Source organism: Bacillus cabrialesii (assembly GCF_004124315.2).
Taxonomy (GTDB): Bacteria; Bacillota; Bacilli; order Bacillales; family Bacillaceae; genus Bacillus; species Bacillus cabrialesii.
Genome location: NZ_CP096889.1, coordinates 102,501 through 126,429 on the forward strand (window position 1 = coordinate 102,501; position 23,929 = coordinate 126,429).

Annotated in this window: 25 protein-coding genes and 2 other annotated features (1 of these 27 running past the window's edge); all 25 genes read left to right on the plus strand. The window is 42.7% G+C overall.

The window, feature by feature from the left end:
* A protein-coding gene (gene ctsR / locus EFK13_RS00565) for a transcriptional regulator CtsR (RefSeq protein WP_064814468.1) crosses the window boundary here: on the plus strand, positions 1-309 show its 3' portion. It extends 156 nt beyond the left edge of the window; 309 of the gene's 465 nt are visible here — the last part of the coding sequence; its start codon lies off the left edge, out of view; the stop codon is at positions 307-309.
* 13 nt (positions 310-322) lie between these two features.
* Positions 323-883: a protein-arginine kinase activator protein McsA gene (mcsA, locus tag EFK13_RS00570; protein ID WP_064814469.1), complete on the plus strand. Its 561-nt coding sequence runs from the start codon at positions 323-325 to the stop codon at positions 881-883.
* Complete coding sequence (gene mcsB, locus EFK13_RS00575; RefSeq protein ID WP_064814470.1) at positions 883-1,974, plus strand: protein-arginine kinase McsB; 1,092 nt, start codon at positions 883-885, stop codon at positions 1,972-1,974. The genes mcsA and mcsB overlap by 1 nt, the downstream gene beginning before the upstream one ends.
* A complete protein-coding gene (gene clpC / locus EFK13_RS00580; protein WP_075747654.1) occupies positions 1,971-4,403 on the plus strand; it encodes an ATP-dependent protease ATP-binding subunit ClpC in 2,433 nt (810 codons plus the stop codon). Before mcsB ends, clpC begins: the two co-directional genes overlap by 4 nt.
* Positions 4,404-4,494: 91 nt before the next feature.
* Entirely contained in the window at positions 4,495-5,871 is a 1,377-nt protein-coding gene (radA, locus tag EFK13_RS00585) for a DNA repair protein RadA (protein ID WP_129506944.1), read from the plus strand.
* Positions 5,872-5,874: 3 nt separating this feature from the next.
* Positions 5,875-6,957: a DNA integrity scanning diadenylate cyclase DisA gene (gene disA / locus EFK13_RS00590; RefSeq protein WP_075747656.1), complete on the plus strand. Its 1,083-nt coding sequence runs from the start codon at positions 5,875-5,877 to the stop codon at positions 6,955-6,957.
* Between the two features lie 115 nt (positions 6,958-7,072).
* Positions 7,073-8,173 carry a PIN/TRAM domain-containing protein gene (locus tag EFK13_RS00595; RefSeq protein ID WP_129506943.1) on the plus strand — a complete coding sequence of 367 codons (1,101 nt, stop codon included), beginning with the start codon at positions 7,073-7,075 and terminating at the stop codon, positions 8,171-8,173.
* Positions 8,174-8,187: 14 nt separating this feature from the next.
* Positions 8,188-8,886, plus strand: a complete 699-nt coding sequence (gene ispD / locus EFK13_RS00600) for a 2-C-methyl-D-erythritol 4-phosphate cytidylyltransferase (RefSeq protein ID WP_129506942.1) — start codon at positions 8,188-8,190, stop codon at positions 8,884-8,886.
* Entirely contained in the window at positions 8,879-9,355 is a 477-nt protein-coding gene (gene ispF / locus EFK13_RS00605; RefSeq protein WP_003225745.1) for a 2-C-methyl-D-erythritol 2,4-cyclodiphosphate synthase, read from the plus strand. The genes ispD and ispF overlap by 8 nt, the downstream gene beginning before the upstream one ends.
* An 89-nt stretch (positions 9,356-9,444) precedes the next feature.
* Positions 9,445-10,896: a glutamate--tRNA ligase gene (gltX, locus tag EFK13_RS00610; RefSeq protein WP_129506941.1), complete on the plus strand. Its 1,452-nt coding sequence runs from the start codon at positions 9,445-9,447 to the stop codon at positions 10,894-10,896.
* 2 nt (positions 10,897-10,898) lie between these two features.
* Positions 10,899-11,129 (plus strand) — a binding site (T-box leader).
* Positions 11,130-11,198: 69 nt separating this feature from the next.
* A complete protein-coding gene (gene cysE / locus EFK13_RS00615) occupies positions 11,199-11,852 on the plus strand; it encodes a serine O-acetyltransferase (RefSeq protein ID WP_064814477.1) in 654 nt (217 codons plus the stop codon).
* Positions 11,849-13,249 carry a cysteine--tRNA ligase gene (cysS, locus tag EFK13_RS00620; RefSeq protein ID WP_129506940.1) on the plus strand — a complete coding sequence of 467 codons (1,401 nt, stop codon included), beginning with the start codon at positions 11,849-11,851 and terminating at the stop codon, positions 13,247-13,249. Before cysE ends, cysS begins: the two co-directional genes overlap by 4 nt.
* Positions 13,250-13,252: 3 nt before the next feature.
* Positions 13,253-13,684 (plus strand): mini-ribonuclease 3, encoded by a 432-nt coding sequence (locus EFK13_RS00625; RefSeq protein ID WP_003242030.1) that lies wholly within the window; start codon positions 13,253-13,255, stop codon positions 13,682-13,684.
* Positions 13,668-14,417 (plus strand): 23S rRNA (guanosine(2251)-2'-O)-methyltransferase RlmB, encoded by a 750-nt coding sequence (rlmB, locus tag EFK13_RS00630; protein ID WP_064814479.1) that lies wholly within the window; start codon positions 13,668-13,670, stop codon positions 14,415-14,417. The genes EFK13_RS00625 and rlmB overlap by 17 nt, the downstream gene beginning before the upstream one ends.
* A gap of 6 nt (positions 14,418-14,423) precedes the next feature.
* Positions 14,424-14,936: a ribosome-dependent mRNA decay endonuclease Rae1/YacP gene (gene rae1 / locus EFK13_RS00635; RefSeq protein ID WP_075747669.1), complete on the plus strand. Its 513-nt coding sequence runs from the start codon at positions 14,424-14,426 to the stop codon at positions 14,934-14,936.
* 62 nt (positions 14,937-14,998) lie between these two features.
* A complete protein-coding gene (sigH, locus tag EFK13_RS00640) occupies positions 14,999-15,655 on the plus strand; it encodes an RNA polymerase sporulation sigma factor SigH (RefSeq protein WP_003225758.1) in 657 nt (218 codons plus the stop codon).
* A gap of 93 nt (positions 15,656-15,748) precedes the next feature.
* Positions 15,749-15,898 (plus strand): 50S ribosomal protein L33, encoded by a 150-nt coding sequence (gene rpmG / locus EFK13_RS00645; protein ID WP_003156421.1) that lies wholly within the window; start codon positions 15,749-15,751, stop codon positions 15,896-15,898.
* 33 nt (positions 15,899-15,931) lie between these two features.
* Positions 15,932-16,111 carry a preprotein translocase subunit SecE gene (secE, locus tag EFK13_RS00650; protein WP_064814480.1) on the plus strand — a complete coding sequence of 60 codons (180 nt, stop codon included), beginning with the start codon at positions 15,932-15,934 and terminating at the stop codon, positions 16,109-16,111.
* Positions 16,112-16,289: 178 nt separating this feature from the next.
* The gene (nusG, locus tag EFK13_RS00655) at positions 16,290-16,823 is read left to right on the plus strand and encodes a transcription termination/antitermination protein NusG (RefSeq protein WP_003225764.1); all 534 of its coding nucleotides are present in this window, start codon (positions 16,290-16,292) and stop codon (positions 16,821-16,823) included.
* A gap of 167 nt (positions 16,824-16,990) precedes the next feature.
* Complete coding sequence (gene rplK / locus EFK13_RS00660) at positions 16,991-17,416, plus strand: 50S ribosomal protein L11 (RefSeq protein WP_003156430.1); 426 nt, start codon at positions 16,991-16,993, stop codon at positions 17,414-17,416.
* A 94-nt stretch (positions 17,417-17,510) separates the two neighbouring features.
* Positions 17,511-18,209, plus strand: coding sequence for a 50S ribosomal protein L1 (gene rplA, locus EFK13_RS00665; protein WP_003235040.1), 699 nt, complete (start codon positions 17,511-17,513; stop codon positions 18,207-18,209).
* A 45-nt stretch (positions 18,210-18,254) separates the two neighbouring features.
* Positions 18,255-18,395: a sequence feature (ribosomal protein L10 leader region), on the plus strand.
* A gap of 65 nt (positions 18,396-18,460) precedes the next feature.
* Entirely contained in the window at positions 18,461-18,961 is a 501-nt protein-coding gene (gene rplJ, locus EFK13_RS00670) for a 50S ribosomal protein L10 (RefSeq protein ID WP_069148828.1), read from the plus strand.
* A 44-nt stretch (positions 18,962-19,005) separates the two neighbouring features.
* Positions 19,006-19,377 carry a 50S ribosomal protein L7/L12 gene (gene rplL, locus EFK13_RS00675; protein WP_003156436.1) on the plus strand — a complete coding sequence of 124 codons (372 nt, stop codon included), beginning with the start codon at positions 19,006-19,008 and terminating at the stop codon, positions 19,375-19,377.
* A 90-nt stretch (positions 19,378-19,467) separates the two neighbouring features.
* A complete protein-coding gene (locus EFK13_RS00680; protein WP_041337888.1) occupies positions 19,468-20,073 on the plus strand; it encodes a class I SAM-dependent methyltransferase in 606 nt (201 codons plus the stop codon).
* A gap of 245 nt (positions 20,074-20,318) precedes the next feature.
* Entirely contained in the window at positions 20,319-23,900 is a 3,582-nt protein-coding gene (gene rpoB, locus EFK13_RS00685) for a DNA-directed RNA polymerase subunit beta (protein WP_129506939.1), read from the plus strand.
* Positions 23,901-23,929 lie beyond the last annotated feature (29 nt).

Sequence of the window (23,929 nt, forward strand, 5' to 3'; positions counted from 1 at the left end):
AGCGAAAGAGGATATATTGTTGAGAGCAAACGCGGGGGCGGCGGTTACATCAGAATCATTAAAATTAAAATGAACAATGAAGTCGTCCTGATCAATAATATTATTTCTCAAATTAATACCTATTTGTCTCAAGCAGCCTCTGATGACATTATTTTAAGGCTATTAGAAGACAAGGTGATTTCAGAAAGAGAAGCAAAAATGATGGTCAGCGTGATGGATCGTTCAGTTTTACACATTGACTTGCCTGAACGTGATGAATTAAGAGCGAGAATGATGAAGGCTATGCTGACTTCTTTAAAATTAAAATAAGCGGGTGAAAAGATTGATTTGTCAAGAGTGTCACGAGAGACCAGCCACTTTTCACTTTACAAAGGTTGTTAACGGAGAAAAAATAGAAGTTCATATTTGTGAACAATGTGCCAAAGAAAATAGTGATTCATATGGTATAAGTGCAAATCAAGGTTTCTCTATTCATAATTTACTTTCGGGTTTGCTGAACATGGATTCTTCATTCCAAAAAAATGCTGGAACTCAAATGTTCAGTCATTCGGAGCAAATATCAGCTTGTCCAAAATGCGGAATGACTTTCCAGCAATTTAGAAAAATCGGCCGTTTTGGTTGTTCTGAATGTTATAAAACATTTCATAGCAACATTACACCTATTTTACGTAAAGTGCACAGCGGAAACACTGTGCATGCTGGGAAAATACCGAAACGTATAGGCGGCAATCTCCATGTTAGACGGCAGATTGACATGCTGAAGAAAGAATTAGAATCCTTAATCCATCAAGAAGAATTTGAAAACGCAGCTCATGTGAGAGATCAAATTCGTTCATTAGAACAATCACTCAAAAGTACAGATAGTGAGGAGGAACAGGGGTAATGTCGCTAAAGCATTTTATTCAGGACGCACTAAGCAGTTGGATGAAGCAGAAAGGACCTGAAAGTGACATTGTACTCAGCAGCCGCATACGTTTAGCAAGGAACTTTGAACATATACGGTTCCCTACGCGGTATTCCAATGAAGAAGCCTCATCCATCATACAGCAATTTGAAGATCAGTTTTCAGATCAAGAAATTCCCGGAATCGGCAAATTCGTTTTGATCAGGATGAATGATGCACAGCCTTTAGAAAAGCGTGTCCTTGTTGAAAAGCATCTAATCAGTCCGAATCTGACGGAGTCTCCTTTTGGCGGCTGTTTGCTTTCTGAAAACGAGGAAGTAAGCGTCATGCTAAATGAAGAAGATCATATTAGAATTCAATGTCTTTTTCCTGGGTTTCAGCTTTTAGAGGCTATGAAAGCTGCAAACCAAGTCGACGACTGGATTGAAGAAAAAGTTGATTATGCATTCCATGAGCAAAGAGGATACTTAACCAGCTGTCCTACAAATGTAGGTACGGGTTTAAGGGCTTCAGTCATGATGCATTTGCCGGCATTGGTTTTAACTAGGCAAATAAATCGAATTATACCGGCAATTAATCAATTAGGCTTAGTTGTTAGAGGAATTTATGGGGAAGGCAGCGAAGCAGTAGGGAATATCTTTCAAATTTCAAATCAGATCACGCTTGGCAAGTCAGAGCAGGATATTGTGGATGACCTTAACAGTGTTGCTGCCCAGCTGATTGAACAAGAACGGTCTGCCCGAGAAGCGCTTTATCAAACTTCTAAAATTGAACTTGAGGATAAGGTGTATCGGTCTTATGGGGTCTTGTCCAATTGCCGGATGATAGAATCGAAAGAAACTGCAAAGTGCCTTTCAGATGTCCGGTTGGGCATAGATCTAGGCATTATTAAAGGGCTCTCAAGCAACATACTTAACGAACTAATGATTTTGACACAGCCAGGATTTTTACAGCAGTATTCGGGAGGCGCTTTGCGTCCGAACGAAAGGGACATTCGAAGAGCGGCTCTCATCAGAGAACGGCTTCACTTAGAAATGAATGGGAAAAGACAGGAGGATGAATCGATATGATGTTTGGAAGATTTACAGAACGAGCTCAAAAAGTACTGGCGCTTGCACAGGAAGAAGCACTCCGTTTAGGTCATAATAATATTGGCACTGAGCATATTTTATTAGGGCTGGTACGAGAAGGAGAAGGAATTGCTGCTAAAGCTCTTCAAGCGCTTGGACTTGGTTCAGATAAAATTCAAAAAGAAGTGGAAAGTTTAATCGGGCGCGGACAGGAAATGTCTCAAACGATTCATTATACTCCAAGAGCCAAAAAAGTCATTGAGCTATCAATGGATGAGGCAAGAAAACTCGGTCATTCTTATGTTGGAACGGAACATATTCTTCTTGGCCTGATTCGTGAAGGAGAAGGTGTTGCTGCAAGAGTTCTGAACAACCTCGGTGTCAGCTTAAATAAAGCAAGGCAGCAAGTGCTTCAGCTTCTTGGAAGCAATGAAACAGGATCATCAGCGGCAGGAACAAACAGCAATGCGAATACACCTACGCTTGACAGCTTGGCAAGAGACTTAACTGCTATTGCGAAGGAAGACAGTCTTGATCCTGTTATCGGCAGAAGCAAGGAAATCCAGCGTGTAATCGAAGTGTTGAGCCGCAGAACGAAAAACAACCCTGTTCTCATTGGAGAACCAGGTGTAGGTAAAACGGCAATCGCTGAAGGTTTGGCACAGCAAATTATCAATAACGAAGTTCCTGAAATCTTGCGCGATAAACGCGTGATGACATTAGACATGGGAACAGTAGTTGCCGGTACAAAATATCGCGGAGAATTTGAGGATCGCCTGAAGAAGGTCATGGATGAAATTCGCCAGGCAGGAAACATCATTCTATTCATCGATGAGCTCCATACATTAATCGGAGCGGGCGGAGCAGAAGGTGCCATTGATGCATCTAATATTCTAAAGCCTTCACTTGCTCGCGGTGAACTTCAATGTATTGGAGCGACGACTCTTGATGAGTACCGTAAATATATTGAAAAAGATGCAGCGTTGGAACGCCGTTTTCAGCCGATTCAGGTTGATCAGCCGTCTGCAGATGAAAGCATTCAAATTTTAAAAGGCTTGCGTGACCGATACGAGGCTCACCACCGCGTATCAATTACAGACGATGCCATTGAAGCTGCGGTTAAGCTTTCTGACAGATATATTTCTGACCGCTTCCTTCCGGATAAAGCCATTGACTTGATCGATGAAGCGGGTTCAAAGGTGAGACTGCGCTCCTTTACAACGCCTCCTAACTTAAAAGAGCTTGAACAGAAGCTTGATGAGGTTCGTAAAGAGAAGGATGCGGCAGTGCAAAGCCAAGAGTTTGAAAAAGCCGCTTCCTTGCGTGATACTGAGCAGCGCCTGCGCGAGCAAGTAGAGGATACAAAGAAATCTTGGAAAGAGAAGCAAGGGCAGGAGAATTCTGAGGTTACTGTTGATGATATTGCGATGGTTGTATCCAGCTGGACCGGGGTGCCTGTATCTAAAATCGCCCAAACTGAAACCGATAAGCTTCTCAATATGGAAAGCATTCTTCACTCCCGTGTCATCGGTCAGGATGAAGCGGTTGTAGCTGTTGCAAAAGCAGTCAGACGTGCGAGAGCAGGGTTAAAGGACCCTAAACGCCCAATCGGCTCATTCATTTTCTTAGGCCCTACAGGTGTAGGTAAAACAGAGCTTGCGCGAGCACTTGCTGAATCGATTTTCGGCGATGAAGAAGCCATGATCAGAATTGATATGTCTGAATACATGGAAAAACACTCAACTTCAAGACTTGTCGGTTCACCTCCGGGATACGTAGGATATGATGAAGGAGGCCAATTAACAGAGAAAGTCAGAAGAAAACCTTACTCTGTTGTTCTTCTTGATGAAATCGAGAAAGCACACCCTGATGTCTTCAATATCCTTCTGCAAGTTCTTGAAGACGGACGATTGACTGATTCTAAAGGACGCACAGTCGATTTCCGCAATACCATTCTGATCATGACATCAAACGTTGGAGCAAGTGAACTGAAACGCAATAAATATGTCGGATTTAACGTTCAGGATGAGACACAGAATCATAAAGACATGAAAGATAAAGTGATGGGTGAATTGAAACGAGCGTTTAGACCTGAGTTTATCAACCGGATTGATGAAATCATCGTCTTCCATTCACTTGAGAAGAAACACCTTACTGAAATCGTGTCATTAATGTCTGATCAATTAACGAAACGCCTGAAAGAACAAGATCTTTCTATCGAATTGACAGATGCTGCAAAAGCGAAAGTTGCGGAAGAGGGCGTTGACCTGGAATACGGTGCCCGTCCGTTAAGAAGAGCGATCCAAAAACATGTCGAGGATCGTTTATCAGAAGAACTCCTCAGAGGAAATATTCATAAAGGACAGCATATTGTTCTTGATGTAGAAGACGGCAAATTTGTCGTAAAAACGACTGCTAAAACGAATTAATATAGAAGACGAAAATGAGGCATACAGCATGTAAGTGTATGCCTCACTTTCATATCAAGAAATAGAACAAGGGAGAGGTCTTACACTATATATGGCTAAAACAAAATCGAAATTTATCTGCCAATCCTGCGGTTACGAGTCTCCAAAATGGATGGGGAAATGTCCGGGCTGCGGTGCTTGGAATACAATGGTGGAAGAAATGATTAAAAAAGCGCCGGCCAATCGGAGAGCGGCTTTTTCTCATTCTGTTCAAACCGTACAGAAACCTTCACCGATTACATCAATCGAAACATCAGAAGAACCCCGGGTGAAAACCCAGCTCGGCGAATTTAACAGAGTGCTCGGCGGAGGCGTCGTCAAAGGCTCACTTGTTTTAATTGGCGGCGATCCCGGTATCGGAAAATCAACGTTATTACTGCAGGTTTCCGCTCAATTGTCAGATTCATCGAACAGTGTGCTGTACATTTCAGGAGAGGAATCAGTGAAACAAACGAAACTGAGAGCAGACCGTCTTGGCATTAATAATCCGTCACTGCATGTTTTATCTGAAACCGATATGGAGTATATTTCGTCTGCTATAGAAGAGATGAATCCAGCGTTTGTCGTTGTTGACTCTATTCAAACGGTTTACCAAAGCGATATCACATCGGCCCCGGGCAGTGTGTCACAGGTCAGAGAATGTACGGCTGAGCTGATGAAAATTGCAAAAACAAAAGGCATACCGATTTTTATCGTAGGGCACGTGACCAAAGAAGGGTCTATTGCAGGGCCGAGACTGTTGGAGCATATGGTTGATACTGTTTTATATTTTGAAGGAGAACGTCACCATACTTTCCGTATTTTGCGGGCTGTAAAAAACCGTTTTGGCTCCACAAATGAAATGGGCATTTTTGAAATGCGCGAAGAGGGGCTTACTGAGGTTTTGAATCCTTCAGAAATTTTCTTAGAAGAACGTTCGGCGGGATCCGCAGGCTCCAGCATAACTGCTTCTATGGAAGGTACAAGGCCGATTCTCGTTGAAATCCAGGCGCTCATCTCGCCAACAAGTTTTGGCAATCCGCGGCGTATGGCAACGGGAATAGACCATAACAGGGTTTCACTGTTAATGGCTGTGTTAGAAAAAAGAGTGGGGCTGCTGCTGCAAAATCAGGATGCTTATTTGAAAGTGGCCGGCGGCGTTAAACTTGATGAACCGGCAATTGATCTTGCCATTGCGATCAGTATCGCATCAAGCTTTAGAGATACACCTCCAAATCCTGCAGATTGTTTTATAGGAGAAGTGGGATTAACCGGAGAAGTCCGGCGGGTTTCAAGAATTGAACAGCGTGTGAAAGAAGCGGCTAAGCTTGGTTTTAAACGCATGATCATACCCGCGGCAAATCTGGATGGATGGACAAAACCAAAAGGGATCGAGGTTATCGGAGTAGCAAATGTTGCAGAGGCGCTTCGTACTTCATTAGGAGGATAATAGATGGAAAAAGAGAAAAAAGGGGCGAAACACGAGTTAGACCTGTCATCTATATTACAGTTTGTTGCTCCGGGTACTCCGCTCAGAGCCGGAATTGAAAATGTTCTGAGAGCAAATACAGGCGGTCTGATTGTTGTTGGATATAACGATAAAGTAAAAGAAGTTGTGGATGGCGGCTTCCACATTAACACTTCTTTTTCTCCGGCGCATTTATATGAGCTGGCTAAAATGGACGGGGCGATTATTTTAAGTGATTCTGGTCAAAAGATCCTATACGCCAATACACAACTGATGCCTGAAGCCACAATTTCTTCATCAGAAACAGGAATGCGGCACCGCACCGCCGAAAGAGTAGCTAAGCAGACCGGCTGCCTCGTGATTGCCATTTCTGAAAGAAGGAATGTTATAACGTTATATCAGGAAAGCATGAAGTATACACTTAAAGACATAGGATTTATTTTAACAAAAGCGAACCAAGCCATTCAAACTCTTGAAAAATATAAAACGATTCTGGACAAAACTATTAATGCGTTAAACGCTTTAGAGTTTGAGGAACTTGTTACTTTCAGCGACGTTCTGTCCGTGATGCATCGTTACGAAATGGTATTGAGAATCAAAAATGAAATTAACATGTATATCAGGGAACTGGGAACAGAAGGTCATTTGATTAAGCTGCAGGTCATTGAACTGATTACAGATATGGAAGAAGAGGCCGCTTTATTTATTAAGGATTATGTTAAAGAAAAGATTAAAGATCCGTTTGTTCTCTTGAAAGAGCTGCAGGATATGTCCAGTTACGATTTGCTGGATGATTCCATTGTTTATAAGCTGCTCGGTTATCCGGCTTCTACAAATCTTGATGATTATGTATTGCCTAGAGGATATAGGCTGTTAAATAAGATACCGCGTCTTCCGATGCCGATTGTTGAAAATGTTGTAGAAGCATTTGGAGTCCTTCCGAGGATTATTGAGGCGAGTGCAGAAGAATTAGATGAGGTAGAGGGAATCGGTGAAGTACGAGCCCAAAAAATCAAAAAAGGATTAAAACGCCTGCAAGAGAAGCATTATTTAGACAGACAGCTGTGATTTCGGTTAAAACCTTATGAATACGGGTATATTAATGTTGGTTTTTGTTTATTCTGATATTCGTAGGATGCATAAGACTTTGTAAAATAAAAATGTTAAAAAAGGAGGTGGGGGTATGTTAAAACGAATAGTTCAGGCGTTCTTCATTATCTTTGGCGGCGTTGTTGGTATATTTTTAATACCTGAATTGTTTGTACTGTTAAGTATACAGGACATACCTTTAATAACAAACGCATATACGTCTGCGGCAATAGGAGCAATTATCTTTTTTCTCATCAGTATATGGGGTACAGAATACGTTGTGAACTGGATGAAGTGGATAGAGGATTCATTGTTAAAAGCGCCGGTTCCAGATTTGTTATTTGGAAGTCTTGGCTTGGTTTTTGGACTTATAATTGCTTATCTTATCGTAAATGTTATTCCTTTAGACAATATACCTTACCGCATATTCAGCACAATTATCCCTGTATTTCTGGCTTTCTTCCTCGGTTATCTCGGCTTCCAGGTGGGCTTTAAGAAAAAGGATGAATTGATCAGTCTGTTTTCTATCTCCGCCAGAATGCAAAAGAAAAAAGGAACAGCCGATGAAGAACATGAGGTTCAGGACAAGAAGCTGAAAATTTTGGACACAAGTGTTATTATTGATGGGAGAATAGCAGATATTTGTCAGACTGGTTTTTTAGAGGGAGTTATCGTGATTCCGCAGTTTGTCCTTGAGGAATTGCAGCATATTGCTGACTCTTCAGATGTGTTAAAACGGAACAGAGGACGCCGCGGTCTTGATATCCTGAACCGCATTCAAAAAGAATTAGACATTGAAGTTGAAATTTATGAAGGCGACTTTGAAGATATTCAGGAGGTTGACAGCAAGCTCGTCAAACTCGCCAAGCTGACTTCCGGGGTCGTCGTGACGAATGATTTTAATTTAAATAAAGTATGCGAGCTTCAGAAGGTAGCAGTATTAAACATTAATGACCTTGCCAATGCGGTCAAGCCTGTTGTGCTTCCTGGCGAGGAAATGAATGTTCAGGTCATTAAGGATGGGAAAGAGCATAATCAGGGAGTTGCCTACTTGGATGACGGTACGATGATTGTCGTTGAAGAAGGACGCAATTATATCGGCAAGCATATTGATGTACTCGTTACAAGTGTGCTGCAGACAGCAGCGGGACGAATGATTTTTGCTAAGCCCAAGCTGTTGGAGAAGGCGCTGTAAAGGGAGAAAAAACAATGAGTTATGATGTGGTTATTCCTGCAGCCGGACAGGGAAAACGGATGAAGGCAGGGAGAAATAAACTGTTCATTGAGCTGAAAGGAGATCCGGTGATCATTCACACGTTAAGAGTGTTTGACAGCCATCGGCCGTGCGAAAAAATCATTTTGGTGATTAACGAGCGGGAGCGGGAGCACTTTCAGCAATTGCTGTCCGATTATCCGTTTCAAACCGCTATTGAGCTTGTGGTTGGCGGAGATGAGCGCCAGCACAGTGTTTATAAGGGGCTGAAAGCTGTAAAACAAGAAAAGATAGTCCTTGTACACGACGGCGCCCGCCCTTTTATAAAACATGAACAAATTGACGAACTGATCGCTGAAGCGGAGCAGACAGGAGCGGCCATCCTTGCTGTCCCGGTAAAAGATACGATTAAACGCGTTCATGATTTACAAGTCAGTGAGACGATTGAACGTTCAAGCTTGTGGGCTGTCCAAACGCCACAAGCTTTTCGTCTTTCTTTATTGATGAAGGCTCACGCTGAAGCGGAAAACAAGGGATTTTTAGGGACTGATGACGCCAGCCTCGTTGAACAGATGGAAGGCGGTTCGGTCCGTGTTGTAGAAGGCAGCTATACAAATATTAAGCTGACGACGCCAGACGATTTGACGTCAGCTGAAGCTATCATGGAATCGGAAAGTGGGAATAAACATGTTTAGAATTGGACAAGGATTTGATGTGCATCAATTAGTGGAGGGCCGTCCTCTGATTATCGGCGGAATTGAAATCCCGTATGAAAAAGGGCTGCTCGGCCATTCTGATGCAGACGTATTGCTGCATACCGTCGCTGACGCCTGCCTCGGAGCTGTTGGAGAAGGCGACATAGGCAAGCATTTTCCTGACACTGATCCTGAGTTCAAGGACGCTGACTCTTTCAAATTACTTCAGCATGTCTGGGGGATCGTGAAACAGAAGGGTTATGTCCTTGGAAACATTGACTGCACTATCATTGCACAAAAGCCGAAGATGCTGCCGTACATAGAAGATATGAGAAAAAGAATCGCTGAAGGCCTTGAGGCAGATGTTTCTCAAGTGAATGTAAAAGCAACCACGACAGAAAAGCTTGGATTTACAGGCCGAGCGGAAGGAATAGCAGCTCAGGCGACAGTACTGATACAAAAAGGCTAACTTGTTTTGATGCCGGGTCTATTTGGTGGTAGAATAGATTCATACATTTAGCCAGAGGCCATACATGACATGAAAGGAAGTATTTGAAAATGGGAAACGAAGTACGCGTCCGTTATGCACCGAGTCCAACTGGACATTTGCATATTGGAAATGCCAGAACGGCGCTTTTTAATTATTTATTTGCCCGCAATCAAGGCGGTAAGTTTATTATTCGTGTTGAGGACACTGATAAAAAACGCAACATTGAGGGCGGAGAACAAAGCCAGCTGAACTATCTGAAATGGCTCGGTATTGACTGGGATGAGAGTGTGGATGTTGGCGGTGAGTACGGCCCATACCGTCAGTCAGAGCGTAACGATATCTATAAAGTGTACTATGAAGAGCTTCTTGAAAAAGGGCTTGCTTATAAATGTTACTGTACGGAAGAAGAGCTTGAAAAAGAGCGTGAAGAACAGATTGCCCGCGGAGAAATGCCGCGTTATTCCGGAAAACACAGAGACCTGTCTCAGGAAGAACAGGAGAAATTTATCGCTGAAGGCAGAAAGCCAAGTATTCGTTTCCGCGTGCCGGAAGGAAAAGTCATTGCCTTCAACGATATCGTAAAAGGCGAAATTTCTTTCGAATCAGATGGCATTGGCGACTTTGTTATTGTGAAAAAGGACGGAACGCCGACTTACAACTTCGCGGTAGCTATTGATGACTACTTAATGAAAATGACACACGTGCTGCGCGGTGAGGATCATATTTCTAACACGCCAAAACAGATTATGATTTATCAAGCATTCGGATGGGATATTCCTCAGTTCGGACACATGACACTGATCGTAAATGAAAGCCGTAAAAAGCTCAGCAAACGCGATGAGTCCATTATTCAATTCATTGAGCAGTATAAAGAGCTTGGCTACCTGCCAGAAGCATTATTCAACTTTATCGGACTGCTGGGCTGGTCACCGGTTGGAGAAGAAGAGCTATTCACAAAAGAACAGTTTATAGAAATTTTTGATGTGAACCGTTTATCTAAATCACCAGCTTTGTTTGATATGCATAAGCTAAAATGGGTTAACAACCAATACGTGAAGAAGCTTGATCTTGATCAGGTTGTTGAACTGACTCTTCCGCATTTGCAAAAAGCCGGCAAAGTCAGCACTGAGCTTTCTGCTGAAGAACAAGAATGGGTTCGCAAACTGATTTCCCTGTATCATGAGCAATTAAGCTACGGTGCGGAAATTGTTGAGCTGACTGATTTGTTCTTTACGGATGAGATCGAGTATAATCAAGAAGCAAAAGCTGTTCTGGCAGAAGAACAGGTTCCTGAAGTGCTCAGCACATTCGCTGCTAAGCTTGAAGAGCTTGAGGAGTTTACTCCGGATAACATCAAAGCATCGATCAAAGCAGTGCAGAAAGAAACTGGCCATAAAGGGAAAAAATTGTTTATGCCGATCCGTGTTGCTGTAACAGGGCAAACTCACGGTCCGGAACTGCCGCAATCAATTGAATTGATCGGTAAAGAGACTGCGATTCAGCGTTTAAAAAACATCTAAATAGATGATTGTTGACAGGGAAGAGTATAAAGCTTTAGGCCATTACAGAAAGGATCTTCATTGGCTGAGAGAGATCCATGAGCCGGGTTTTAGAAGTGCGCCCTTAAGACCTTTGAAGAACATTTTTCGAAATCAGTATTCAAAGGCGGCCGCCGCCGTTACAGGCTAAAGTTGGGAGAGCAGAAGTCTGCTTTTCAAACAGAGTGGAACCGCGCGGTTAAAGCGTCTCTGTCATGTTTAACATGCAGAGGCGCTTTTTTTATTGGGCAGAGGAAATCAGATAGAGAGATGGGGGGAAGCATGTGTTTTTTAGAATGCTCAAAGAAGACATTGATACAGTGTTCGATCAAGATCCTGCAGCAAGAAGCTATTTCGAAGTGATTTTAACTTATTCGGGTTTACATGCTATATGGGCGCATCGGATTGCACATGCTTTATATAAACGAAAATTTTATTTCCTTGCACGCCTTATATCTCAGGTAAGCCGATTTTTTACCGGGATCGAAATCCACCCCGGCGCTACAATCGGGAGAAGGTTTTTCATAGACCACGGTATGGGGGTTGTCATTGGCGAGACATGTGAAATCGGCAATAACGTAACCGTTTTTCAGGGGGTTACCCTCGGGGGAACGGGGAAAGAAAAGGGAAAAAGGCACCCAACGATTAAAGATGACGCATTAATAGCCACAGGTGCTAAAGTGCTCGGTTCAATTACTGTCGGTGAAGGCTCGAAGATTGGCGCCGGTTCAGTCGTGCTGCACGATGTTCCTGATTATTCAACAGTTGTCGGCATCCCTGGGCGGGTCGTCGTACAAAATGGAAAGAAAGTCAGACGCGATTTAAACCACCAGGATTTGCCCGATCCGGTTGCTGATCGCTTTAAGTCTTTGGAACAGCAGATTTTAGAGCTGAAGGCAGAACTTGAAGACAGAAAAGAAAGGATCAATCAAAAATGACAATCACACTTTATAATACATTGACTAGACAGAAAGAAACGTTTGTTCCTCTTGAAGAGGGAAAAGTAAAAATGTACGTGTGCGGACCGACGGTTTACAATTACATTCACATCGGGAACGCGCGCCCGGCTATCGTTTATGATACGATTCGAAACTATTTGGAGTATAAAGGCTATGATGTGCAGTATGTCTCTAACTTCACAGATGTAGACGATAAATTAATTAAAGCGGCAAACGAACTCGGTGAGGATGTGCCTGCCATTTCAGAGCGTTTTATTAAAGCATACTTTGAAGATGTAGGTGCGCTTGGCTGCCGTAAAGCCGACCTCCATCCGCGAGTGATGGAAAACATGGATGCGATTATTGAATTCGTAGATCAGCTCGTGAAAAAAGGCTACGCTTATGAATCGGAAGGTGACGTTTATTTCAAAACAAGAGCATTTGAAGGGTACGGAAAGCTTTCTCAGCAATCAATTGATGAACTGAGATCAGGTGCGCGCATCCGGGTTGGCGAGAAAAAAGAAGATGCTCTTGATTTTGCCCTGTGGAAAGCGGCGAAAGAAGGAGAAATCTCTTGGGATAGCCCTTGGGGAAAAGGACGTCCGGGCTGGCACATTGAATGCTCAGCGATGGTGAAAAAGTATCTGGGTGACCAGATTGATATCCATGCGGGCGGACAGGATTTAACCTTCCCTCACCATGAAAACGAAATTGCGCAATCTGAGGCACTGACAGGAAAAACGTTTGCGAAGTACTGGCTCCATAATGGCTATATCAATATTGATAATGAAAAAATGTCAAAATCACTGGGCAACTTTGTGCTTGTGCATGACATCATTAAACAGCATGATCCGCAGCTTTTGAGATTCTTTATGCTTTCTGTTCATTATCGTCATCCGATTAACTATTCAGAAGAGCTTCTTGAGAATACAAAAAGCGCGTTTAACCGTTTAAAAACAGCGTACAGCAACCTTCAGCACCGTCTGAACAGCAGTACGAATTTAACGGAAGATGACGATCAATGGCTGGAGAAAGTTGAAGAGCACCGCAAAGCATTTGAAGAAGCGATGGACGATGACTTTAATACGGCGAATGCGATTTCTGTCTTGTTCGACTTAGCGAAGCATGCCAATTATTATCTTCAGAAAGACCATACAGCTGATCATGTGATTACGGCGTTTATCGAGATGTTTGACCGTATTGTTTCTGTTCTCGGTTTTTCATTGGGTGAGCAGGAACTTCTCGATCAAGAGATTGAAGACTTAATCGAAAAAAGAAATGAAGCGCGCCGGAATCGCGATTTTGCATTATCAGACCAGATCCGCGACCAGCTGAAAAGCATGAATATCATTCTTGAAGATACGGCTCAAGGCACTCGCTGGAAACGGGGAGAATAACGGATGCTTGATTTTGAAACGATAAAAGATTCAAAGCAGCTTAACGGTCTTGCGCTTGCTTATATAGGTGATGCCATTTTTGAAGTGTATGTAAGGCATCACCTGCTTAAGCAGGGGTTTACCAAACCAAATGATCTTCATAAGAAATCTAGCCGGATTGTTTCGGCGAAGTCACAGGCTGAAATCCTATTCTTTTTGCAGGATCAATCATTTTTCACAGAAGAAGAGGAAGCGGTGCTGAAAAGAGGCAGAAATGCCAAGTCGGGGACGACGCCTAAAAATACAGATGTTCAGACGTACCGCTATAGTACAGCATTTGAAGCGCTGCTGGGATATCTTTTTCTAGAGAAAAAAGAAGAAAGACTTAGTCAGCTCGTTGCCGAAGCTATACAATTCGGGACGTCAGGGAGGAAAACAAATGAGTCAGCAACATGATTACGTCATAGGGAAAAATGCAGTGATCGAGACGTTAAAATCAGATCGTAAGCTGTATAAGCTGTGGATGGCGGAAAACACCGTAAAGGGACAAGCGCAGCAGGTGATTGAGCTTGCGAAAAAGCAGGGAATCACGATTCAATATGTCCCGAGAAAAAAGCTCGATCAAATGGTGACAGGCCAGCATCAAGGCGTAGTGGCACAGGTTGCAGCGTACGAATATGCTGAACTGGACGATTTATATAAAGCAGCGGAGGAAAGAAATGAACAGCCTTTCTTCCTCATTCTGGACGAGCTTGAAGACCCTCATAACCTTGGTTCCATTATGAGAACAGCTGATGCGGTGGGCGCCCATGGCATCGTGATTCCAAAACGGAGAGCTGTCGGTCTGACAACAACAGTTGCAAAAGCTTCAACAGGGGCAATTGAGCACATTCCTGTAGTAAAAGTTACCAATTTGGCGCGGACGTTAGAAGAAATGAAAGAGCGGGGTATCTGGGTTGTCGGAACAGACGCATCCGCCCGTGAGGATTACCGCAATATGGACGGCAATATGCCTTTGGCTTTAGTCATTGGAAGTGAAGGAAAAGGGATGGGCCGCCTCGTTAAAGAAAAGTGTGATTTTCTCATTAAACTCCCGATGGCCGGGAAGGTAACTTCACTGAATGCATCTGTTGCGGCTGGTCTTTTGATGTATGAAGTCTACCGGAAACGAAACCCTCTGGGAGAATAAAGACCTATGGATATCCTGTTAGTAGACGGATACAACATGATTGGAGCCTGGCCGCAGCTGAAGGATTTAAAAGCGAACAGTTTTGAAGAGGCGAGAGACGTACTGATTCAGAAAATGGCGGAATATCAATCGTATACAGGAAACAGGGTAATTGTTGTTTTTGACGCGCATCTCGTAAAAGGGCTTGAGAAAAAACAGACCAACCACAGAGTTGAAGTGATTTTCACAAAAGAAAATGAGACGGCTGATGAGCGGATAGAAAAGCTTGCTCAGGCTTTGAATAATATTGCGACTCAAATACATGTTGCGACCTCTGACTACACTGAGCAGTGGGCGATTTTCGGTCAGGGGGCATTGCGGAAATCGGCCCGGGAGCTTTTGAGAGAGGTAGAAGCGATTGAGAAGCGAATAGAGAGACGGGTCAGAAAAATCACTTCCGAAAAGCCGGCGGGTAAAATTGCTTTATCGGAAGAGGTTTTGAAAACGTTTGAAAAGTGGAGACGCGGGGACTTAGATTAAGTTGACGCTTTTTTGCCCAATACTGTATAATATTTCTATCTACGTGCGCCGGGGGGATCGGAGTGAATCTACAGAACAACAAGGGAAAATTCAACAAAGAGCAGTTTTGCCAGTTGGAGGACGAGCAGGTCATTGAAAAGGTTCATGTTGGGGACAGTGATGCGTTAGATTACTTGATTACGAAGTACCGAAACTTTGTTCGTGCAAAAGCAAGATCCTACTTTTTAATAGGAGCGGACAGAGAGGATATTGTTCAGGAAGGTATGATAGGCCTCTATAAGTCTATTCGTGACTTCAAAGAGGACAAGCTTACCTCATTCAAAGCTTTCGCAGAATTATGTATTACCCGCCAAATTATTACCGCAATAAAGACAGCTACTCGCCAGAAACACATTCCTTTGAATTCCTACGTCTCATTAGATAAACCGATTTTTGATGAAGAATCAGACCGAACGCTGCTTGATGTCATTTCGGGAGCAAAAACCTTAAATCCCGAGGAAATGATCATCAATCAGGAAGAATTCGATGATATTGAAATGAAAATGGGAGAACTATTAAGTGATTTAGAGAGAAAAGTACTCGTCTTATATCTCGACGGAAGAAGTTACCAAGAGATTTCCGATGAACTGAACCGGCATGTGAAATCGATCGACAATGCCCTTCAGCGTGTGAAACGCAAGCTGGAGAAGTATTTGGAAATTCGTGAAATCAGTTTGTAATAATAGATTTATGTTATATTGACAGTATTTTTCTGACTATGATATGTTACTAAAGATAAGAACTAATGTCTATTTAGAAAAAGGTGTAATAACATGAGAAAAAAGATTACGTTAGCATGCAAGACATGCGGAAACCGTAATTATACGACAATGAAAAGCTCTGCATCAGCGGCTGAGCGATTAGAAGTAAAGAAATACTGCAGTACTTGCAATTCACATACAGCTCATCTTGAAACAAAATAGTTTTTGCGCTTTTAAACTGTGGAGGTCTTTTACATGCGTATTATGAGATTCTTTAAAGATGTTGGGAAAGAAATGAAAAAGGTAAGCTGGCCTAAAGGAAAAGAGTTAACGCGTTATACCATTACGGTGATTGCAACAGTTATCTTTTTTGTTATCTTTTTTGCCCTCCTTGACACAGGAATTTCTCAATTAATTCGTTTAATAGTTGAATAATGATCAGCAATACGTGCTATAATAGATCATAATATCACTTGCCAAAACCCGTTCAGCGGGTTTTTTATTGTGGCTTAAAATGAAAGTTATCATAGGCTTGCCGCCTATTTTTTGGAGCGTTATGGTAATTCACTAAAACCAAATGCGGGGAGGGAAGGACTGGACAGTCCTGAAGAGAATGGAAAAGAATTGGTATGTTGTTCACACGTACTCTGGTTATGAGAATAAAGTAAAAGCCAATTTGGAAAAACGTGTTGAATCAATGGGGATGCAGGATAAAATTTTCCGTGTAGTCGTACCTGAAGAAGAAGAAACAGATATCAAAAACGGCAAGAAAAAAGTTGTGAAAAAGAAAGTATTCCCTGGTTATGTGCTTGTTGAAATTGTAATGACAGACGACTCTTGGTATGTTGTCCGCAACACGCCGGGCGTTACTGGATTCGTAGGATCTGCCGGCTCTGGTTCAAAACCGACGCCGCTTCTTCCGGGCGAAGCAGAAACCATTCTGAAGAGAATGGGCATGGATGAACGCAAAACAGACATTGACTTTGAACTGAAAGAAACAGTGAAAGTAATAGACGGGCCTTTTGCCAACTTTACTGGATCAATTGAAGAGATTGATTATGACAAAAGCAAGGTCAAAGTTTTTGTTAATATGTTCGGCCGTGAAACGCCGGTTGAGCTGGAATTTACCCAAATCGATAAATTGTAATGTGAAAAAACTTGAAATTGCTATATATAAATGATAATATAGCAAAGGTACGTCTTGGACTTATCCAAGGCAACTAGCTTGATATTTCGTCATTCATATAAAGAATGAAACCTTGAGTGGGAGGGTTTACCCTATTACCACATCACGGACTTAAGGAGGTGTGTCTCGTGGCTAAAAAAGTAGTAAAAGTTGTAAAATTGCAAATTCCTGCTGGAAAAGCTAACCCAGCACCACCAGTTGGGCCTGCACTTGGTCAAGCCGGTGTTAACATCATGGGATTCTGTAAGGAGTTTAACGCTCGTACAGCTGACCAAGCTGGTTTAATCATTCCTGTTGAAATTTCGGTTTACGAAGACCGTTCATTTACATTTATTACAAAAACTCCACCTGCTGCAGTATTGCTTAAAAAAGCAGCTGGAATTGAGTCTGGTTCTGGTGAACCAAACCGTAATAAAGTGGCAACCGTTAAGCGCGATAAAGTACGCGAAATCGCTGAAACGAAAATGCCTGACTTAAACGCAGCAGACGTTGAAGCGGCAATGCGCATGGTTGAAGGTACTGCCCGCAGTATGGGTATTGTAATCGAGGATTAATTTGTTTCTTGTCGGGTTGCGAGTTTTAACAAGTTCGCAACCCTTATTCGTGGGAGGTTATTCCGCTATAACCACATAAGGAGGAAATTTTAAAATGGCTAAAAAAGGTAAAAAGTACGTTGAAGCTGCTAAGCTTGTAGATCGTTCAAAAGCTTACGACGTTTCTGAAGCAGTAGCTCTCGTTAAAAAAACAAACACAGCTAAATTCGACGCTACAGTTGAAGTGGCTTTCCGTTTAGGGGTTGACCCTCGTAAAAACGACCAGCAAATCCGTGGAGCAGTTGTTCTTCCAAACGGAACTGGTAAAACTCAGCGCGTTCTCGTTTTCGCAAAAGGCGAAAAAGCGAAAGAAGCTGAAGCTGCTGGTGCAGATTTCGTTGGCGATACTGACTACATCAACAAAATTCAACAAGGCTGGTTCGATTTCGATGTAATCGTAGCTACACCTGACATGATGGGTGAAGTTGGTAAAATCGGTCGTGTACTTGGACCAAAAGGTTTAATGCCAAACCCTAAAACTGGTACAGTTACTTTCGAAGTTGAAAAAGCAATCGGCGAAATCAAAGCTGGTAAAGTTGAATACCGCGTTGATAAAGCTGGAAACATTCATGTTCCTATCGGTAAAGTTTCTTTCGAGGATGAAAAACTTGTTGAGAACTTCACAACAATGTACGATACAATCCTGAAAGCTAAACCTGCTGCGGCTAAAGGCGTTTACGTGAAAAACGTTGCTGTAACTTCTACTATGGGACCTGGTGTCAAAGTAGACTCTTCAACTTTTAACGTAAAATAATATTGACATGACATCAACATTCTGATATGATTCAAAATGTTGTAAAATAGAATATCATTTATACCGTAGACAGTAGGGGCCTAACCGCTTAATCATCCTACCGAGGTGTATATTATCACAGCTATTACGTTACGTATGCTTGTATATACAGCCTCCATGTCTCATGGAGGCTTTTTATATGGAATCCGTCGTCTCAGTCGTGATCACCTAACGGTATAAGTGTTACACAAGAATCTACAGGAGGTGTAACCATGAGCAGCGCAATTGAAACAAAAAAAGTTGTTGTTGAAGAAATTGCTTCTAAACTGAAAGAAAGTAAATCAACGATCATCGTTGACTATCGCGGACTTAACGTTTCTGAAGTAACAGAACTTCGTAAACAGCTTCGCGAAGCTAACGTTGAGTTCAAAGTATACAAAAATACGATGACTCGCCGTGCGGTTGAACAAGCTGAGCTTAATGGTTTGAATGATTTCTTAACTGGACCGAACGCGATTGCATTCAGTACTGAAGATGTTGTCGCTCCGGCTAAAGTTCTTAATGACTTCGCTAAAAATCACGAAGCTCTTGAAATCAAAGCTGGCGTTATCGAAGGTAAAGTTTCTACTGTTGAAGAAGTGAAAGCTCTTGCTGAACTTCCATCACGCGAAGGCTTGCTTTCTATGTTGCTTAGCGTACTTCAAGCTCCAGTTCGCAACTTTGCTCTTGCTACAAAAGCTGTGGCAGAACAAAAAGAAGAACAAGGCGCTTAATTTAATCAGTTTTCATAAATTAAAACAAAATGGAGGAATTACAAATGGCTTTAAATATCGAAGAAATCATTGCTTCCGTTAAAGAAGCAACTGTACTTGAATTGAACGACCTAGTAAAAGCAATCGAAGAAGAATTTGGCGTAACTGCTGCTGCTCCTGTAGCTGTAGCTGGCGGAGCTGCTGCAGGCGGCGCTGCTGAAGAGCAAAGCGAATTCGACCTTATCCTTGCTGGTGCAGGTTCTCAAAAAATCAAAGTTATCAAAGTTGTACGTGAAATCACTGGTCTTGGCTTGAAAGAAGCTAAAGAACTTGTTGACAACACTCCAAAACCACTTAAAGAAGGTATTGCTAAAGAAGAAGCTGAAGAGCTTAAAGCTAAACTTGAAGAAGTTGGCGCTTCTGTAGAAGTTAAGTAATCTTCACTTACCTGTTGGGGAAGCTCGCTTTTATGAGGCGAGCTTTTTCTTTGCCATTCTTTAAGATATGAATAAAAGGAGGTTCTAATAATGAGTGAGCATTATTATTCAGAAAAACCTTCAGTAAAAAGCAACAAGCAAACCTGGTCTTTTAGGCTTCGTAATAAAGATTTCACGTTTACCAGCGACAGCGGAGTTTTTTCTAAAAAGGAAGTTGATTTTGGTTCCCGTCTGCTGATTGATTCTTTTGAAGAGCCTGAAGTTGAGGGGAGCTTTCTAGATGTAGGCTGCGGGTACGGCCCGATTGGTTTATCTCTGGCGAGCGACTTTAAAGACCGGACCATCCACATGATTGACGTTAATGAGAGAGCCGTAGAGTTATCAAATGAAAATGCGGAACAAAATGGAATAACAAACGTTAAGATTTATCAGAGTGATTTGTTTTCGAACGTTGATTCTGCTCAAACATTTGCTTCTATTCTTACAAATCCCCCAATCCGAGCCGGAAAAAAAGTTGTCCATGCTATCTTTGAGAAAAGCGCTGAACACTTAAAAGCTTCAGGTGAGTTGTGGATCGTCATACAGAAAAAGCAAGGCGCGCCTTCTGCCATTGAAAAGCTCGAGGAACTGTTCGATGAAGTTTCTGTCGTTCAAAAAAAGAAAGGCTATTATATCATAAAAGCAAAAAAAGTTTGACTCGGTATTTTAGCTATGTTAATATTGTAAAATGCCAATGTATATATTTTGCTTGATATGATGAAATGTCAATATCTATGTATAAATTATACAAGTATGGAAATGCTAATAAAATCGGTATTTGTTTTTGGATGTGGTTTTCTTAATTAGAAACCCTTTTTTCTTTTGTCTTGTAAAAGTATTTCCTTTCATTGAAAGGAATGCTTATTACACATATAATACGCATGATTTGAGGGGTGAATCAGTTGACAGGTCAACTAGTTCAGTATGGACGACACCGCCAGCGCAGAAGCTATGCTCGCATTAGCGAAGTGTTAGAATTACCAAATCTCATTGAAATTCAAACCTCTTCTTATCAGTGGTTTCTTGATGAGGGTCTTAGAGAGATGTTTCAAGACATATCGCCAATTGAGGATTTCACTGGTAACCTCTCTCTTGAGTTCATTGATTATAGTTTAGGTGAGCCTAAATATCCTGTAGAGGAATCAAAAGAACGTGATGTGACTTACTCAGCTCCGCTAAGAGTGAAGGTTCGTTTAATTAACAAAGAAACTGGAGAGGTAAAAGACCAAGATGTCTTCATGGGTGATTTCCCTATTATGACAGATACAGGTACTTTTATCATTAACGGTGCGGAACGCGTTATCGTTTCCCAGCTTGTTCGGTCTCCAAGTGTATATTTCAGTGGTAAAGTAGACAAAAACGGTAAGAAAGGTTTTACCGCAACTGTCATTCCAAACCGTGGCGCATGGTTAGAATACGAAACTGATGCGAAAGATGTTGTTTATGTCCGCATTGATCGCACACGTAAGTTGCCGGTTACGGTTCTTTTGCGTGCTCTCGGCTTCGGCTCCGATCAAGAGATTCTTGATCTTGTAGGAGAAAACGAATACCTGCGAAATACGCTTGATAAAGACAACACAGAAAACAGCGACAAAGCGCTGCTTGAAATTTACGAGCGTCTCCGTCCAGGAGAGCCGCCTACAGTAGAAAATGCGAAAAGCTTGCTTGATTCTCGTTTCTTTGATCCGAAACGATACGATCTTGCCAATGTAGGACGCTATAAAATTAATAAAAAACTTCACATTAAGAATCGCCTCTTTAATCAGAGACTTGCTGAAACGCTTGTTGACCCTGAAACAGGAGAAATCCTGGCTGAAAAAGGTCAGATTCTTGATAGAAGAACACTTGATAAAGTACTGCCATACTTAGAAAACGGAATCGGTTTCAGAAAGCTGTATCCGAATGGCGGCGTTGTTGAAGATGAAGTGACTCTTCAATCGATTAAAATCTATGCTCCGACTGATCAAGAAGGAGAACAGGTTATTAATGTAATCGGCAATGCTTACATTGAAGAAGAGATTAAAAACATCACGCCTGCTGATATTATTTCTTCTATCAGCTACTTCTTCAACCTGCTGCACGGAGTAGGCGACACAGATGATATCGATCATCTTGGAAACCGCCGTTTACGTTCTGTAGGTGAGCTTCTCCAGAACCAATTCCGTATCGGTTTAAGCCGTATGGAGCGTGTGGTTCGTGAGAGAATGTCAATTCAAGATACGAATACAATTACACCTCAGCAGCTGATCAATATTCGTCCTGTTATTGCGTCCATTAAAGAGTTCTTTGGAAGCTCTCAGCTTTCTCAATTCATGGACCAGACGAACCCGCTTGCTGAATTAACGCATAAGCGCCGTCTGTCAGCGTTAGGACCGGGCGGATTGACACGTGAGCGTGCCGGAATGGAAGTGCGTGACGTTCACTACTCCCACTATGGCCGTATGTGTCCGATTGAAACGCCTGAGGGCCCGAACATCGGTTTGATCAACTCACTTTCATCATATGCAAAAGTAAACCGTTTTGGCTTTATCGAAACGCCATATCGCCGCGTTGACCCTGAAACAGGGAAGGTAACGGGCAGAATCGATTACTTAACTGCTGATGAAGAGGATAACTATGTTGTCGCTCAAGCGAACGCTCGTCTTGATGACGAAGGCGCATTTATTGATGACAGCATCGTAGCCCGTTTCCGCGGGGAGAACACCGTTGTTTCCAGAAACCGTGTGGATTACATGGACGTATCGCCTAAGCAGGTTGTTTCTGCTGCGACAGCATGTATCCCGTTCTTAGAAAACGATGACTCCAACCGCGCTCTTATGGGAGCGAACATGCAACGTCAGGCTGTGCCTTTGATGCAGCCGGAAGCACCATTCGTTGGAACTGGTATGGAATATGTATCAGGTAAAGACTCTGGTGCCGCTGTTATTTGTAAACACCCTGGTATCGTTGAACGCGTAGAAGCGAAAAACGTTTGGGTTCGCCGTTATGAAGAAGTAGACGGTCAAAAAGTAAAAGGAAACTTGGATAAATACAGCATGCTGAAATTTGTCCGCTCTAACCAAGGAACGTGCTACAATCAGCGTCCGATCGTAAGTGTCGGCGATGAAGTAGTGAAAGGAGAAATCCTTGCTGACGGTCCTTCTATGGAGCTTGGTGAACTTGCGCTTGGCCGTAACGTAATGGTCGGCTTCATGACATGGGATGGTTACAACTATGAGGATGCCATCATCATGAGTGAACGCCTTGTGAAGGATGATGTTTATACATCTATCCACATTGAAGAATATGAATCAGAAGCACGTGATACAAAACTTGGACCTGAAGAAATCACTCGCGATATTCCAAACGTCGGTGAAGATGCGCTTCGCAATCTTGATGACCGCGGAATCATCCGTATTGGGGCAGAAGTAAAAGACGGAGATCTTCTTGTCGGTAAAGTAACACCTAAAGGCGTAACTGAGCTGACTGCAGAGGAACGCCTGCTTCACGCCATCTTTGGTGAAAAAGCCCGCGAGGTTCGCGATACTTCTCTACGTGTGCCTCACGGCGGCGGCGGAATTATCCATGACGTTAAAGTCTTCAACCGTGAAGACGGAGACGAACTTCCTCCAGGCGTAAACCAGTTGGTACGCGTATATATCGTTCAGAAACGTAAGATTTCTGAAGGGGATAAAATGGCCGGTCGTCACGGTAACAAAGGTGTTATCTCTAAGATTCTTCCTGAAGAGGATATGCCTTACCTTCCTGACGGCACACCAATTGACATCATGCTTAACCCGCTGGGCGTACCATCACGTATGAACATCGGGCAGGTATTGGAGCTTCATATGGGTATGGCCGCTCGTTACCTCGGCATTCACATTGCGTCTCCTGTATTTGACGGAGCGCGAGAAGAGGATGTTTGGGAAACACTTGAAGAAGCCGGTATGTCTCGTGACGCCAAAACTGTGCTTTACGACGGACGTACTGGAGAGCCGTTTGATAACCGCGTATCTGTCGGTATCATGTACATGATCAAACTGGCTCACATGGTTGACGATAAACTTCATGCACGCTCTACAGGTCCTTACTCACTTGTTACGCAGCAGCCTCTTGGCGGTAAAGCGCAATTTGGAGGACAGCGTTTCGGTGAGATGGAGGTTTGGGCACTTGAAGCTTATGGTGCGGCTTACACTCTTCAAGAAATTCTGACTGTTAAGTCTGATGACGTGGTTGGACGTGTGAAAACATACGAAGCTATCGTTAAAGGCGACAACGTTCCAGAACCAGGTGTTCCGGAATCATTCAAAGTATTAATCAAAGAACTTCAAAGCTTAGGTATGGATGTCAAAATCCTTTCCGGTGATGAAGAAGAAATAGAAATGAGAGATTTAGAAGACGAAGAAGATGCGAAACAAGCTGACGGCCTGGCATTATCAGGTGATGAAGAGCCGCAAGAAACAGCATCTGCAGACGTTGAACGAGATGTAGTAACGAAAGAATAATCTCTAGTTATAAAGGCAAGTGACATCGG

Excerpts from the sequence above, each read along its gene's own strand:
- ispF (WP_003225745.1), top strand. The coding sequence starts at position 8,879 with ATGTTTAGAATTGGACAAGGATTTGATGTGCATCAATTAGTGGAGGGC.
- rlmB (WP_064814479.1), top strand. The coding sequence starts at position 13,668 with ATGAGTCAGCAACATGATTACGTCATAGGGAAAAATGCAGTGATCGAG.
- rae1 (WP_075747669.1), top strand. The coding sequence starts at position 14,424 with ATGGATATCCTGTTAGTAGACGGATACAACATGATTGGAGCCTGGCCG.
- EFK13_RS00625 (WP_003242030.1), top strand. The coding sequence starts at position 13,253 with ATGCTTGATTTTGAAACGATAAAAGATTCAAAGCAGCTTAACGGTCTT.
- EFK13_RS00595 (WP_129506943.1), top strand. The coding sequence starts at position 7,073 with ATGTTAAAACGAATAGTTCAGGCGTTCTTCATTATCTTTGGCGGCGTT.
- secE (WP_064814480.1), top strand. The coding sequence starts at position 15,932 with ATGCGTATTATGAGATTCTTTAAAGATGTTGGGAAAGAAATGAAAAAG.
- rplA (WP_003235040.1), top strand. The coding sequence starts at position 17,511 with ATGGCTAAAAAAGGTAAAAAGTACGTTGAAGCTGCTAAGCTTGTAGAT.
- disA (WP_075747656.1), top strand. The coding sequence starts at position 5,875 with ATGGAAAAAGAGAAAAAAGGGGCGAAACACGAGTTAGACCTGTCATCT.
- cysS (WP_129506940.1), top strand. The coding sequence starts at position 11,849 with ATGACAATCACACTTTATAATACATTGACTAGACAGAAAGAAACGTTT.
- rplJ (WP_069148828.1), top strand. The coding sequence starts at position 18,461 with ATGAGCAGCGCAATTGAAACAAAAAAAGTTGTTGTTGAAGAAATTGCT.
- rpmG (WP_003156421.1), top strand. The coding sequence starts at position 15,749 with ATGAGAAAAAAGATTACGTTAGCATGCAAGACATGCGGAAACCGTAAT.
- EFK13_RS00680 (WP_041337888.1), top strand. The coding sequence starts at position 19,468 with ATGAGTGAGCATTATTATTCAGAAAAACCTTCAGTAAAAAGCAACAAG.
- radA (WP_129506944.1), top strand. The coding sequence starts at position 4,495 with ATGGCTAAAACAAAATCGAAATTTATCTGCCAATCCTGCGGTTACGAG.
- rplL (WP_003156436.1), top strand. The coding sequence starts at position 19,006 with ATGGCTTTAAATATCGAAGAAATCATTGCTTCCGTTAAAGAAGCAACT.
- ispD (WP_129506942.1), top strand. The coding sequence starts at position 8,188 with ATGAGTTATGATGTGGTTATTCCTGCAGCCGGACAGGGAAAACGGATG.
- nusG (WP_003225764.1), top strand. The coding sequence starts at position 16,290 with ATGGAAAAGAATTGGTATGTTGTTCACACGTACTCTGGTTATGAGAAT.
- gltX (WP_129506941.1), top strand. The coding sequence starts at position 9,445 with ATGGGAAACGAAGTACGCGTCCGTTATGCACCGAGTCCAACTGGACAT.
- mcsB (WP_064814470.1), top strand. The coding sequence starts at position 883 with ATGTCGCTAAAGCATTTTATTCAGGACGCACTAAGCAGTTGGATGAAG.
- clpC (WP_075747654.1), top strand. The coding sequence starts at position 1,971 with ATGATGTTTGGAAGATTTACAGAACGAGCTCAAAAAGTACTGGCGCTT.